This window comes from Rhodococcus sp. NyZ502 (assembly GCF_041464245.1).
Taxonomy (GTDB): domain Bacteria; phylum Actinomycetota; class Actinomycetes; order Mycobacteriales; family Mycobacteriaceae; genus Rhodococcus_F; species Rhodococcus_F qingshengii.
This window is the reverse complement of sequence record NZ_CP167155.1, coordinates 4,433,924-4,447,121: the sequence shown is the minus strand read 5'-3', so window position 1 is coordinate 4,447,121 and position 13,198 is coordinate 4,433,924. Positions and strand designations below refer to the sequence as shown.

The 13,198-nt window shown below is 64.4% G+C and carries 14 protein-coding genes; 8 read left to right on the top strand and 6 right to left on the bottom strand.

The annotated features are described in order from the left end of the window. Positions 1 to 27: 27 nt before the first annotated feature. On the top strand, positions 28 to 876 hold the full coding sequence (locus ACBG85_RS20320; RefSeq protein WP_020970268.1) for a Bax inhibitor-1/YccA family protein: 849 nt from the start codon (positions 28 to 30) through the stop codon (positions 874 to 876). Between the two features lie 120 nt (positions 877 to 996). Further along, positions 997 to 1,752 carry an enoyl-CoA hydratase/isomerase family protein gene (locus tag ACBG85_RS20315; RefSeq protein WP_372024563.1) on the top strand — a complete coding sequence of 252 codons (756 nt, stop codon included), beginning with the start codon at positions 997 to 999 and terminating at the stop codon, positions 1,750 to 1,752. A gap of 66 nt (positions 1,753 to 1,818) precedes the next feature. On the opposite strand, the gene ACBG85_RS20310 is transcribed toward ACBG85_RS20315, so the two are convergent. Both ACBG85_RS20310 and ACBG85_RS20305 read right to left on the bottom strand, forming a co-directional pair. Beyond that, positions 1,819 to 3,036: an acetyl-CoA C-acetyltransferase gene (locus ACBG85_RS20310; protein WP_019744600.1), complete on the bottom strand. Its 1,218-nt coding sequence runs from the start codon at positions 3,034 to 3,036 to the stop codon at positions 1,819 to 1,821. 122 nt (positions 3,037 to 3,158) lie between these two features. Then, positions 3,159 to 4,130: an SGNH/GDSL hydrolase family protein gene (locus tag ACBG85_RS20305; protein WP_042448870.1), complete on the bottom strand. Its 972-nt coding sequence runs from the start codon at positions 4,128 to 4,130 to the stop codon at positions 3,159 to 3,161. Between the two features lie 71 nt (positions 4,131 to 4,201). On the opposite strand from ACBG85_RS20305, the gene ACBG85_RS20300 reads away from it, so the two are divergent. The 3 genes from ACBG85_RS20300 (at position 4,202) to ilvA (ending at position 8,103) form a co-directional block, all read left to right on the top strand. After that, entirely contained in the window at positions 4,202 to 5,587 is a 1,386-nt protein-coding gene (locus ACBG85_RS20300; RefSeq protein WP_372024560.1) for a cystathionine beta-synthase, read from the top strand. Positions 5,588 to 5,631: 44 nt separating this feature from the next. Further along, positions 5,632 to 6,804, top strand: coding sequence for a cystathionine gamma-synthase (locus ACBG85_RS20295; protein ID WP_007728802.1), 1,173 nt, complete (start codon positions 5,632 to 5,634; stop codon positions 6,802 to 6,804). A gap of 135 nt (positions 6,805 to 6,939) precedes the next feature. Then, on the top strand, positions 6,940 to 8,103 hold the full coding sequence (ilvA, locus tag ACBG85_RS20290) for a threonine ammonia-lyase (RefSeq protein WP_223304414.1): 1,164 nt from the start codon (positions 6,940 to 6,942) through the stop codon (positions 8,101 to 8,103). 6 nt (positions 8,104 to 8,109) lie between these two features. Here the strand turns inward: ilvA and ACBG85_RS20285 are convergent, their stop codons facing one another. Both ACBG85_RS20285 and ACBG85_RS20280 read right to left on the bottom strand, forming a co-directional pair. Continuing rightward, positions 8,110 to 8,904 carry an FAD:protein FMN transferase gene (locus ACBG85_RS20285; RefSeq protein ID WP_003943281.1) on the bottom strand — a complete coding sequence of 265 codons (795 nt, stop codon included), beginning with the start codon at positions 8,902 to 8,904 and terminating at the stop codon, positions 8,110 to 8,112. Next, a complete protein-coding gene (locus ACBG85_RS20280; protein WP_153211881.1) occupies positions 8,901 to 9,146 on the bottom strand; it encodes a hypothetical protein in 246 nt (81 codons plus the stop codon). The genes ACBG85_RS20285 and ACBG85_RS20280 overlap by 4 nt, the downstream gene beginning before the upstream one ends. Positions 9,147 to 9,351: 205 nt before the next feature. On the opposite strand from ACBG85_RS20280, the gene ACBG85_RS20275 reads away from it, so the two are divergent. Beyond that, a complete protein-coding gene (locus ACBG85_RS20275) occupies positions 9,352 to 10,452 on the top strand; it encodes a bifunctional lysozyme/C40 family peptidase (RefSeq protein ID WP_003943296.1) in 1,101 nt (366 codons plus the stop codon). Between the two features lie 88 nt (positions 10,453 to 10,540). On the opposite strand, the gene greA is transcribed toward ACBG85_RS20275, so the two are convergent. Together greA and ACBG85_RS20265 are read right to left on the bottom strand one after the other, a co-directional pair. Next, complete coding sequence (gene greA / locus ACBG85_RS20270; RefSeq protein ID WP_007726385.1) at positions 10,541 to 11,035, bottom strand: transcription elongation factor GreA; 495 nt, start codon at positions 11,033 to 11,035, stop codon at positions 10,541 to 10,543. 227 nt (positions 11,036 to 11,262) lie between these two features. Further along, positions 11,263 to 11,688, bottom strand: coding sequence for a DUF4307 domain-containing protein (locus tag ACBG85_RS20265; RefSeq protein WP_007726384.1), 426 nt, complete (start codon positions 11,686 to 11,688; stop codon positions 11,263 to 11,265). Between the two features lie 303 nt (positions 11,689 to 11,991). Here ACBG85_RS20265 and mca point away from each other — a divergent pair, with 303 nt between their 5' ends. Beyond that, a complete protein-coding gene (gene mca / locus ACBG85_RS20260; RefSeq protein WP_007726383.1) occupies positions 11,992 to 12,870 on the top strand; it encodes a mycothiol conjugate amidase Mca in 879 nt (292 codons plus the stop codon). After that, on the top strand, positions 12,867 to 13,181 hold the full coding sequence (locus tag ACBG85_RS20255) for a hypothetical protein (protein ID WP_372024553.1): 315 nt from the start codon (positions 12,867 to 12,869) through the stop codon (positions 13,179 to 13,181). The genes mca and ACBG85_RS20255 overlap by 4 nt, the downstream gene beginning before the upstream one ends. Positions 13,182 to 13,198: the final 17 nt, after the last annotated feature.

Genomic DNA, 13,198 nt, shown 5'->3' with positions numbered 1-13,198 from the left:
GGCCACCACGATGAAGGGATGATCACGGTGCGCACCACCAGCAACCCGGTGTTCCGCAATCTGCCCAAGCAAGAGGGCAACGGATACGCCTCGTTCGGATCTGCGACGGCGGGCGCCTCGCAGGCAACCCAGCAGTTCGGTCAGCCGCAGTACGCTCCGGCCGAGCCGTACCAGACCGGTCCCACCTCGCGGGCCATGACGATCGACGACGTCGTCACCAAGACGGGCATCACGCTCGGTGTGCTGACGATCTCGGCACTGGTGTCGTACTTCCTGGTCAACAACAACGCCGACCTCGCAGCCCCGCTGGTCATCGGCGGCGGTCTCGTCGGCCTCGTTCTGGTTCTGGTCGCGACGTTCGGTCGCAAAATGGACAACCCGGCAATCGTGTTGGCGTACGCCGCGGCCGAGGGCCTGTTCCTCGGTGCGCTGTCGTTCATGTTCACCTTCCAACTCCAAGGCGCTGACGCGTCGATGCTGATTGCGCAGGCGGTCCTCGGAACCTTCGGCGTGTTCTTCGGCATGTTGGTCGTCTACAAGACCGGTGCGATTCGGGTGACACCTCGTCTGACGCGAATGATCATCGGTGCGTTGATCGGTGTTGTCGTTCTGGCGCTCGGTAACCTCGTCGCGAGCTTCTTCACCGAGGGCGGACTGGGACTGCGTGACGGTGGAACCGTCGCCATCATCTTCAGCCTCGTCTGCATCGGCATCGCAGCCTTCAGCTTCCTGCTCGACTTCGACGCCGCTGATCAGCTGATCCGCGCACAGGCGCCCGAGAAGGCAGCCTGGGGCGTCGCATTCGGCCTCACCGTCACCTTGGTCTGGCTGTACGTCGAGATCCTGCGTCTGCTGAGCTACTTCAACAACGACTAGTTCTCGAGTCGATCCGTAACACGAAGAAGGGCCCCGCGAGGGGCCCTTCTTTTGTCGTCTGTGGACGGTTACGGTGCTTGGATACCTAGCAACTGCTTGGTTTGGAACGAAGGGGAGCGAATGTCGACAAACACCTCTGAACCCATCCTGGTCGCGGATGCCGGAGCAGTGCGAACGCTGACCTTCAATAATCCGAGTCGCCTGAACGCATTTGATGCAGCCGGTTTTCGAGCGTTCACCAAAGCGCTCGACGACGCGGCGTCGGGCGAAGCCGTGGCCGTGGTGATCGTCGAGGGCGCAGGCAAGGCATTTTCCAGTGGCGTCGACCTACGCGCACTCGCCGAACCAGGCGCAGACAACGCCGACTTCGGCCACGCATTCGCACCGCTGATCGTCGCGCTGGTGGAGTTCCCGAAGCCATTGATCGCCGCGGTACACGGCGCTGCCGTCGGCATCGGCCTGACCATGCTGCTTTACTGCGACGTCGTCTACGTTGCCGAGGACGCACGTCTGCGGGCACCGTTCACTTCGCTGGGTACAGCTCCCGAAGCTGCCAGTAGTTGGTTGCTGCCCAAGGTGATCGGAACGCAGCGAGCCGCCGAGCTGATCCTGTCGGCCCGGTGGCTCAGCGGCGTCGAAGCTGCCGCCTACGGACTGGCGACAGCCGCCGTGCCGGCCGACCAGGTACAGGCACGCGCCCGCGAGAGCGCCGAGCAGATTGCCGCCAACGTCGGACCGGCAGTCCTTGCCGCCAAACGACTGCTCCGTCACGGATGGGCGGACGAAGCTCGCGCTGCCGTGCAGCGTGAGGACGACGCTGCGCGAGAGTTGATTCGCGAGTTGGGGAGTTTTGCTCGGAAGTTCACGACTACCTGAAACACGACCACACGAAAGCGGCCGCCCGGCAGAAGCCGGGCGGCCGCTTTCGACGTGCTCAGGGGATCAGCTGAGGCGCTCGATCACCATTGCCATGCCCTGTCCGCCGCCGACACACATGGTCTCGACGCCGAAGGTCTTGTCCTGCTCCTGCAGGTTGTTGATCAGGGTGTTGGTGATACGGGCACCGGTCATACCGAAGGGGTGACCCAGCGCGATCGCGCCACCGGAGATGTTGAGCTTGTCCTCTTCGATGCCCAGTTCGCGAGCGGATCCGAGGACCTGCACTGCGAATGCCTCGTTGATCTCGAACAGGTCGATGTCGGAGATCGACTTGCCGGCGATCTTCAGGGCGTTCTTGACGGCCTGGATCGGGCCGAGGCCCATGATCTCGGGGGACAGGCCCGAGACGCCGGTGGAGACGATGCGAGCGAGCGGGGTCAGGCCGAGTGCCTTTGCCTTGGTGTCGGACATGATCACCAGTGCGGCTGCGCCGTCGTTGAGCGGGCAGGCATTGCCGGCGGTGACGGTGCCGTCGGGGCGGAAGACGGGCTTGAGGCCGCTGATGCCCTCGTAGGTGGTGCCGGCGCGGGGGCCGTCGTCCTTGGAGACGACGGTGCCGTCGGCGAGCGTGACGGGCGTGATCTCACGCTCGAAGAAGCCGCGAGCGATGGCTTCCTCGGCGCGGTTCTGACTGCGAACTGCCCAGCGGTCCTGGTCTTCGCGGGTGATTCCGGTGGCGGAAGCGACGTTCTCCGCGGTCTGGCCCATGCCCAGGTACACGTCGGGGATCAGGCCCTCTTCGCGAGGATCGGTCCAGGCGACTCCACCTTCGGCGAGCTTGGCGCTACGGGCCTGCGCTGCGTCGAAGAGCGGATTCTTGGTGTTGGGGAGGCCGTCGGCGTTGCCGGTGATGAAGCTGGAGACGGACTCGACGCCGGCGGAGATGAAGACGTCGCCCTCGCCTGCGCGGATGGCGTGCAGCGCCATGCGGGTGGTCTGCAGCGAGGAGGAACAGTAACGGTTGACCGTGACACCGGGGAGGAAGTCGTAGCCGAGCTGAACGGCGACGACTCGGGCGATGTTGAAGCCCGACTGGCCGGCGGGCTGGCCGCAACCGAGCATGAGGTCGTCGATCTCGGTGGGGTCGAGCTCGGGGATCTTTGCCAACGCGGCGGCAACCATCTGAGTTGCGAGGTCATCCGGGCGGATGTCCTTGAGCGAACCCTTCATTGCGCGGCCGATGGGCGACCGTACTGCTGAGACGATTACTGCCTCGGGCATGAAAACTCCTTTTGTGTACTGCTCGTGGGGCGGCTTGAAACGCCGTCGAGCAGGGCAAGTTGAATGCAGCTTCGACTTACAATTTACGTTGCCGCTCCCAGATGGTGGTCACGCAGTCTCACTCAGTTGACGTCGGGGCGCTGACCTGCAGGTTTTGTGCGTCTCGCGAAGGCTTTCCACTGGGTTGCCGCCGCCGTCAGTCGGGCCGCGACGGTGCGGGCTTGCGCCGCCTCCGAAACGTGGGGGAGCTCGGGTAGCGGGCCACCCTGCCATTCACCCAGAGCCGACGCGAGAACCGGGACGATCTGCTTCGCCGCGAGTTCGTATCCGGCCGCGGACGGATGGAAACGGTCGGCCGAGAACATCGTGTCGGGCGAGGCCAGGAATTCCTTGGCCAGCAGGTCGGCCAGTGGAACGGGATGACCCCCGGCGTTTCTGGTCGCGGCCGCCTGGGCGAGTGCGAGGCGATGGCCCCATTCGCGCACCACGGAGCGCAGAGGTTGCGGGATCGCCGTGACCACCCCCAGATCCGGGCAGGTGCCGACAACAACGACGGCGCCGCTCTCGCGTAAGCGTCGAACCGCGTCGCCGAGGCGTTTAGCCGACGCGTGAATCGCGTTCTTGGCGGTGACGTCGTTGGCGCCGATCAGGATCACCGCAGCGTCCGGGGGAGGACCGGCGACGAACATGGCGTCGACCTGCCCACTCAACCCGCGGGAGGTGGCGCCCCCGATGGCCTTGGTGCTCAAACGGATTCGCTTACCGGTTTCACTCGCAAGCAGCTTCGCGACCTGGACACCCGGAACTTCCGAGGCCGTCAGCGCGCCCACGCCGGCCGCAGACGAATCGCCGAAGATCATCAAGTGGAGATCGAAGGGCACGGCCCGCCACCAGAGTTCCGGGTTGTCGGCGCCGGGCGCGTACACCCCGTCCGCCTCGGGTGGCTTGGCGATATTGCGACCGATCACCCCGCGGGCCGCCCCCGCCTGCGACATCAGATAGTTGTAGCCCAACCAGGAGAGCGTGCCTGCACTCGATCCGGCCACCACCGTGGCCACCGACGCTTTCAGTCCGGTTCGACTCACACTTGCCAATCTAGCCGGATTGCACCACCTTCGCCCGACGTCCGCGCGCACCGTTTTCTTTCATCTGGGAACATGGACGAATGCGCATCGCGGAACACGTCGTCGACCTCATCGGCAACACCCCACTCGTCAAGCTCACGTCCGTCACGGGCGAAAACTTCGGCACGGTGGCAGCCAAGGTCGAATACCTCAACCCTGGCGGTAGCTCCAAGGACCGCATCGCCGTCAAGATGATCGACGCAGCCGAGGCTTCGGGTGAACTGAAGCCGGGCGGCACCATCGTCGAGCCGACCTCGGGCAACACCGGAATCGGCTTGGCGCTCGTGGCGCAAAAGCGTGGATACAAGTGCGTTTTCGTCTGCCCAGACAAGGTCAGCGAAGACAAGCGCAACGTCCTGCGCGCCTACGGCGCCGAGGTGGTCGTGTGCCCCACGGCCGTCGCGCCGGACAACCCGAACAGCTACTACAGCGTCTCCGACCGTCTCACCCGTGAGATCCCCGGCGCCTGGAAGCCCAACCAGTACTCCAACCCGGGCGGACCGGAGAGCCACTACGAGACCACCGGCCCCGAGATCTGGGCCGACACCGACGGCAAGATCACGCACTTCGTCGCGGGCGTCGGCACCGGCGGCACCATCACCGGCACCGGCCGCTACCTCAAGGAAGTTTCGGGCGGCAAGGTCAAGGTCATCGGCGCAGACCCCGAGGGCTCCGTCTACTCCGGCGGCACCGGTCGTCCGTATCTGGTCGAAGGCGTCGGCGAAGACTTCTGGCCGTCGGCATACGACCCGTCCATCCCGGACGAGATCATCGCCGTCTCGGATGCCGATTCCTTCGAGATGACGCGTCGCCTCGCCCGCGTGGAGGGACTGCTGGTCGGCGGTTCCTGCGGTATGGCCGTCGTCGCTGCCCTCGAAGTAGCCAAGCGTGAGGGCCCCGACGCCCTGATCGTCGTCCTCCTCCCGGACGGTGGCCGCGGCTACCTGTCCAAGATCTTCAACGATCAGTGGATGGCGTCGTACGGATTCCTGCGCACCCCACTCGACGGCAAGACCAACGTCCCCACCGTCGGCGACGTTCTGCGTGGCAAGTCGGGCGAGCTGCCGGACCTCGTTCACACCCACCCGTCGGAGACCCTGCGCGACGCGATCGAGATCCTGCGCGAGTACGGCGTGTCCCAGATGCCCGTCGTGGGTGCGGAACCGCCGGTCATGGCAGGCGAGGTCGCCGGAAGTGTGTCCGAGCGGGATCTGCTGAGCGCGGTCTTCGAAGGCCGTGCGCACCTTGCGGATTCCGTCGAGAAGCACATGAGCAAGCCGTTCCCGCTCATCGGTTCCGGCGAGCCGGTCTCGGCTGCCACGAAGGCGCTCGGGGACACCGACGCACTCATGGTCGTCGACGACGGCAAGCCGGTCGGTGTCATCACGCGCCACGATCTCCTGGGTTTCCTGAGTTCGGATTCCTGAGTTCGGATTCCTGCGCCGGCACCGGCGCCATTAGGCTGGGGACCATGAGTGAGCAACGCAGCAAGGCCGACAACATCAGCTGGCAGGGTTTCTCCACGAAAGCGGTGCATGCGGGTTACGAACCCGATCCGCTGACCGGTGCGGTCAACGTGCCGATCTACGCGAGTTCCACCTTCGCCCAGGACGGCGTCGGTGGAATGCGCAGTGGCTTCGAGTACGCGCGAACGGGTAACCCCACCCGTCGCCCACTCGAGGCGAACCTCGCCGCGCTCGAATCCGGAACCTACGGCCGAGCGTTCAGTTCGGGAATGGCGGCCACCGACTGCCTGCTCCGTTCGGTACTTCGACCCGGCGATCACCTGGTCATCCCCGACGACGCGTACGGCGGAACCTTCCGACTCATCGACAAGGTGTTCACGCAGTGGGGGATCGAGTACACCCCGGCTCCGGTGTCCGACGTCGATGCGGTGCGCGCGGCGATGAAGTCCAACACCAAGCTGGTCTGGGTCGAGACGCCCACGAACCCGCTGCTCAATATCGGTGACATCGAGCTCCTTGCCGAGGTCGCCCACGAGGGCAACGCAAAGATCGTGGTGGACAACACCTTCGCCTCGCCGTACCTGCAGCAGCCGCTGCAGCTCGGTGCCGACATCGCGCTGCACTCCACGACCAAGTACATCGGCGGACACTCCGACGTGGTCGGTGGCGCTCTCGTCTGCAACGACGAAGAACTGGACACCGCGTTTGCCTTCCTGCAGAACGGATCCGGCGGCGTTCCCGGCCCCTTCGACGCGTTCCTGACGTTGCGCGGAATCAAGACACTGGCGCTGCGCATGGAGCGTCACAGTGACAACGCGGAGAAGGTCGTCGAATTGCTCGACGGCCACCCCGCGGTTGCCAGCGTCATCTACCCCGGACTGGCTTCGCATCCGTCGCACAAGGTCGCGGCCAAGCAGATGCGACGCTTCGGCGGCATGATCTCCGTCCGCCTCAAGGGCGGCAAGGCGGCAGCTCTCGACCTGTGCTCGCGCACCGAGATCTTCACGCTGGCAGAATCTCTCGGCGGAGTCGAATCCCTCATCGAATTCCCCGGTGCGATGACCCACGCCTCGACGGCCGGTTCCGCTCTCGAGGTTCCCGACGATCTGGTTCGCCTGTCGGTCGGCATCGAAGACGCCTCCGATCTGGTCGGCGACATCGAGCAAGCGCTGTCCTGATCTTCGCTCTACAGTAATTCGACTTCGAATCTGCAGTGCGCCTTCACACCTCACGAGGGTGTGGAGGCGCACTTTCTGGAGGCATGCGTGAATCTCGAACAGATAAAGGCTGCACAGCAACTGCTCGCCCCGGTCATGCGACGCACCCCGGTCGTGGCCTCGCGAGTGTTGTCCGAAACCACCGGCTTCGCCGTGAGTTTGAAATGTGAAAATCTGCAGCGCACCGGCTCTTTCAAACCGCGCGGTGCGTACAACCGCATTGCCAATCTTTCCGCAGAGGAACGGGCAGCGGGCGTGGTGGCGGCCAGTGCCGGTAACCATGCGCAGGGAGTTGCCTGGTCTGCAACAGAATTGGGAATCAAGTCGACCGTCTTCATGCCGACGGGTGCGCCGCTGCCGAAGTTGGTGGCCACCAAGGCATATGGAGCTCAGGTCCACCTGCACGGTTCGACTGTCGACGAAGCGCTCGTGGCCGCTCGCGAATTCGCGGACCGAACCGGAGCAGTTCTGGTCCACCCGTTCGACCACGAGGACGTCGTGGCGGGGCAGGGGACTGTGGGGCTCGAAATCCTCGAGCAACTGCCTGAGGTCGGCACGATCCTCGTTCCCACCGGCGGCGGCGGTTTGATCGCGGGAGTGGCTGCAGCCGTCAAAGCTGTGCGCCCGCAGGTCCGCATCGTCGGAGTGCAAGCCGAGACCGCGGCTGCCTGGCCGGCGTCGTTGGCAGCCGGGAAGCCGACCGCCTTGGCGTCGATGTCCACGATGGCAGACGGTATCGCCGTTGGCTGCCCGGGCGAGGTTCCGTTCGCCGAAGTTGCCGCCCATGTCGACGCCGTGGTGACGGTCAGCGAGGAAGCGCTGTCCAAAGCGCTCCTGCTGTGCCTCGAACGCGCCAAGCTCATCGTGGAACCGGCCGGCGTCGCGGCCGTCGCGGCCTTGATGACCTGTACTCCGGAGGAGCTGGGACTGACAGGGCCGGTGTGCGCCGTGCTTTCCGGCGGCAACATCGATCCGCTACTTCTCACGCACGTCATCTCGCACGGTCTGCGAGCGGCCGGACGGTTCCTCGGAGTTCACATCACCATCGACGATCGGCCGGGCGCACTGGTCTCGTTGCTCGAAGTGGTTCGAGCGAACGGCGCCAGCGTGGTCGATGTCATCCATTCCCGTACCGGTGGCGAACTTGCACTCGACGAAGTGGAAGTCTTCCTCACCGTCGAGACGCGTGGCCCGGACAACAAGGCGGAACTTCTGACGGCCTTCGACCGCGCCGGTTACGCAGTACGACTGCAGAACTGAGGCGAGTTACTCGTCAGGCCAGCCGCCCAGAACCGTCACGCGGTACTCCTGGTCGACCAGCCTGGCGGGTACGTCGAGTTGATGTAGCCAGTCGATGGCCGAACCGCCCATGCCGACCGCAACCCGACTGAATGCGGCGGCCTGGGCGCAGGAGGATGCAATCACCGACACCGTGCGCCACATCGGCGTCGCCGTCGATTCGCGGTGCAGTGGCTTGACGGTGCTGGCCGTGGCGATCCCGCAGTCGGACGGAAGTGCTACCTGGCAGGTCGGGTCGCCGGGCAGGTCTTGCACCTGAATCTGCCAGCCGTCTTCCGGCGCCGGGCCGGCAACCGCGATGTCCCCGCCGAGGCCGACCAGCACGCCACACCCGAGAAGAGTCGCAGTGGACGCGGCACAGTGGTCCGCTGAACTGGCGCGGGCCGTCGCGGACAGATCGAGAACGACGTCGTCCGGGCTGTACACGCGGTTGTTCTCGACGCGAATCTTCCACCAGGAGTGAGGGTCTGCCGACCCGGCCGTCGGCGTGAGTTTGCCGTCGGTCAGTCGTGCGACAGCCAACGCGTCTTCGAGGAAGTGCGCGAACATCGGGGTCACGGCGACGCCGTCGACGTTGCTCGCGGCGCTGACATAGGTACGAATCTCGGAGTCGGCACGATCTCGATTGGTGGCGGCGTCGGCAGCGGTGAGGTACCCGCGAACCAGGCTGGCCGCGGAGGGAAGGACTTCAGGGTCGGTGACGACGACCCGGGCCTGAACCCCCCACGTGAGCCACTCGGAGGCCGAGCGCGGAGTACTCACGAACCGTTGGAGACGGCGTCCGGGGTTCCGAATCCGGCGACCACGACGGGCCGCTTCGCTACGGGATTCTTGGTGTGAGAAGCCGACGTGTCCGGTGCGAGTGCCGTGGCAGTGGGAGAAGAAACGAGTGAAAGTCCGCCGCTTGCGAGTGCTCCCGCCACAGCCGTGGCTGCGAGGGCGAGGCGAACGGGTCGATACACCGTAGTGCGTCCCCGGGCGGGTCGTGGCCGATCGTCGCTCATGGACTCAGCTTGCACGCCGAACCTGAGAAAAGCCTTGGCGTCTGTAGTCATTTGCGTAACGCCCGCCGAGATAAATGAGACATTGGTTACAGGAGTCGCGAGACTGAGCCGTGTCGAATGCATGTTCGAAAGAGTAGATGTTCGCACCGACAAGTTTCGGGTACGACCACGTACGTGGATTTTCAGAGGTTTATCGGAGGTTCGGATGGCAGTCGGTGTCCTGGCGATCGCTGTGTCGATCGGCACCGCACTGGGCGTGATGAGTGGAACTCTCGGAGCGCCCGCACAAGTCGAGAAGAACGAGTCTTCGAATGCTGCAGTCTCACTTGCAGCCTGGAACGGACCGGCACGAACTCAGGACACACCTGAGGGAATCGTGCCTTCCGTACCCTCCAACTTTCCGGGAGCGACATTGGCGCCCGTGGGAGCGGTGGCAGTGTTCGCGCCGTGGATCAAAAAGGCCGGTGCTCTGTGCTCGGAGATCACGCCCGCGGTGATCGCCTCGCTGTACTCGGTCGAGAACGGATTCAAGTACGGACCCGATACCGACATCTCACCGGAAGGTGGGCGCGGGCCTGGCCGCTTCACCACCGCAGCGTGGACGGCATACGGCAAGGACGGTGACGGCGACGGAAAGATGGACATCCTGGGCGTTGCCGATCCGGTGATGACAACCGGATACCGGTTGTGCGATCTCGTGAAGCAAGCGCAGTCCTGGCAGAAGTCCGGTGAGGTCGAGGGCGATACCGTCGACCTCGCGCTCGCTGCCTACGACGTCGGGCCGGACGCAGTTCGCGAAGCGGGCGGCGTTCCGGCAGACAAGTCGGGCGAGGTTCCTGCGGAGCAGGCGGTCGCCGCTCCGTTCGTCGCCCAGATCAAATCGTTGCAGGACTCGTTCGCCCTGATGCTTGCGCCCTTCGACTACAACAACCTCGCCGCAGCGGTGGGCGGCGTCGTCGAGGCCGGTCTGAAGTTTCTCGGATTGCCGTACGTGTGGGGTGGCGGAAACATCAACGGGCCGTCGATGGGCGGGTTCGACTGCTCGGGGCTGACGTCGTACGCGATCCACGCGGCCACCGGGGTGACTCTGCCCCGGACCTCGGAGACGCAGTGGGGTGTCGGCGTCGAGATCCCGCTGGATCAGGCGCAGCCCGGTGACCTGTTGTTCGGCAACTGGCAGGCAGGCGGCCCCGGCCACGTGGCGATCTACGTCGGCAACGGTCAGATGCTTCACGCACCCACGTTCGGCGACGTGGTGAAGGTCGGCCCGATCTTCGCCGGCATGAAGGCTCGCCGCGTGGTGTGAGTGGGCAGGAAACGGCGAGCGTCGACAGAGCAAGAAGCGCCACCCGACCGAGTCAGGTGGCGCTACTTTTCAGAGCTGGTACAGCCGATCAGCTGTGGTAAGGCTCCGCGCTCAGCAGCGTGACCTTCATGGTGCTGCCGTTGGGCAGGTTGTACTCACGCGTGTCGCCGACCTTGGCTTCGAGCAGCGCGCCGCCCAGCGGTGAGTTCGGCGAGTAGACCTCGAGCTTGGCGTCACGTGCGCCTTCTTCGCGGGTAGCGATCAGGAACGTCTCGGTGTCACTCTCGTCGCCGTCGTAGTAGACCTTGACTACGGATCCGGGCAGTGCGACACCGGACTGAGTGGGGGCCTCGCCGACCTTTGCGCTGTTCAGCAGCTCCTGGAGCTGGCGAATGCGGGCTTCCTGCTGACCCTGCTCTTCGCGGGCAGCGTGGTAGCCGCCGTTCTCCTTCAGGTCGCCCTCTTCGCGACGCTCGTTGATCTCGGCGGCGATGACCGGGCGATTGGCGATGAGCTGGTCGAGTTCGTTCTTGAGCCTGTCATGTGATTCCTGGGTAAGCCAGGTCACCTGGGTCTCGGTCATCTCGATCACTCCCTAGTAGTCGGAGCCGGGGGCTCCCTCGACGATCGCTGCAACAGCAGCGAACAACGACACAGAAGCACCACCAGGGATGCAACCTTGCCGTCAAACCTTGCGTCAATGCAGCAATACACGGTTCCACCCGGAACCGTGTATCGGGCAATTCTATCACGCATGACTACCCGCCCTGTCCGGCGTCAAACGTCCGGCAGGGTGGGTGCGTTCCGAGGTCAGCTCTTGGTCAGGTACTCCGGAACGTCGAAGCTGCAGCCGTAGACGTCGGCCATGCCTGGCGGCTGGGACGTCTTGACCTCGGTGTTGAACTCGAGGGTCTGATGTTCCGACGACGGGACGTAGACCTCACGTCGACCGGTTTCGGAGCCGTCCTTCGAGCGTGCGCGCACGATGCACATCGCTTCACGCGACGAGTCGTCGCGTGTGACGGTGAAACGGATCTTCACCGTGGAGTCGTTGGCGATGTCGAACGAGATGGTCTCGGTCTCGATTTCCTTGACCGCAAATTTTCCGTACGCGTAGTACGCGATTCCGCCGCCTACGACGATGACGAGAGCGGTCAGAGCCCACACCATCCACTTGCGGGGACTGCCCGTGCGAGTTGTGCTCGGGTACCGATCTTGGGGAAGCGGTTTGCTCATCACTCTGCTCTCGAAGACTCGAGTTCGCGTGTCGTGCAGCAACTGACTGTGTCCCGCCGGATTACCGAAGGGGTCACGGCTGCGCCAGGAACTCTCGGGTGGAACTATAGAGGACGTATCCCGTCGCGCCGTCGGTAGGTTTGTCGGCAGTCGGTACGTTTGACGGCAACGGCCCGGAGTAATCCGAGCGGTGCACAGCGTGTGATTCGAAGACTGCCGGTGACGGCTACAGGTGAACTGCCGGTGACGGCTACAGGTGAACTGCCGGCAACGGCTACAGGTGAAGTTGAGGTGAACGAACACGTGAGCGGATTCCGGCTCATGGCCGTCCATGCCCATCCCGACGACGAGTCGAGCAAGGGTGCGGCCACCACCGCCCGTTATGCAGCCGAAGGCCACGAAGTGATGGTCCTGACGCTCACCGGGGGTGAGCGTGGCGACATTCTCAACCCGGCCATGGACGTTCCCGGTGTCCGCGATCGAATCAGCGAAGTTCGCCAGGAGGAGATGGCCGAGGCCGCTCGCATCCTGGGCGTGAAGCAGCGCTGGCTCGGTTTCGTCGATTCCGGGCTTCCCGAGGGCGACCCTCTTCCGCCGCTGCCCGAAGGGTGCTTCGCCCTCGTTCCGCTCGAAGAGTCGACGCGCGCTCTGGTCAAGGTGATTCGCGAGTTCCGTCCCCACGTCGTCACGACGTACGACGAGAACGGCGGATACCCGCACCCGGATCACATCCGGTGCCACGAGGTGACGATGGCAGCCTACGAAGCCGCCGCCGATCCCGAGTACTTCCCCGAGGACGGTCAGCCGTGGGAAATCAAGAAGGTCTACTACTCGCACGGATTCATCCGTAAGCGCCTCGAACTCTTCCAGGAGGAGTACGAGCGTCGCGGTGAGCCGTTCCCGATGGCGGACTGGCTCAAGAAGTGGAAGACCGAACGCGGCGACATGATGGTCCGGGTGACCACTCAGGTCACGTGCGGCGACTACTTTCCCCAGCGTGACGATGCTCTGCGCGCACACGCGACGCAGATCGATCCCAACGGTTCGTTCTTCGCTGTGCCGCTCGACATTCAGCAGAAGATCTGGCCCACCGAGGAATTCGAGCTCGCCAAGACGCGGGTCACCACGTCCATTCCGGAAACCGACCTGTTCGCAGGTCTCGAAGAGGACGCTCAGAAGTGAATGCTCTGTCCGCCGAGGTAGTTCTCGGCACCACACAATTTCTTGCTCAGACCCCGAGTAACCCATCCGGCCCGGAGTTCGGAAAGTCCTCTCCGGTCGGCCTGCTGGTGATTCTTGCGCTGCTCATCGGTGTGATCCTCCTGGTTCGGTCGATGAACCGCCAGCTCAAGAAGCTGCCGGAGACGTTCGAACCGGATCATCCCGAACTCGATCAGCAGGCAGACGAAGGCACCGACCGGGGAGCTATCACTGCTCCGCGCCCGGCGGAACCCAACGTCTCTACCGAGAAGAAGCCCAAGCAAGAATCCTGAGACGAACGAGGTAGCGG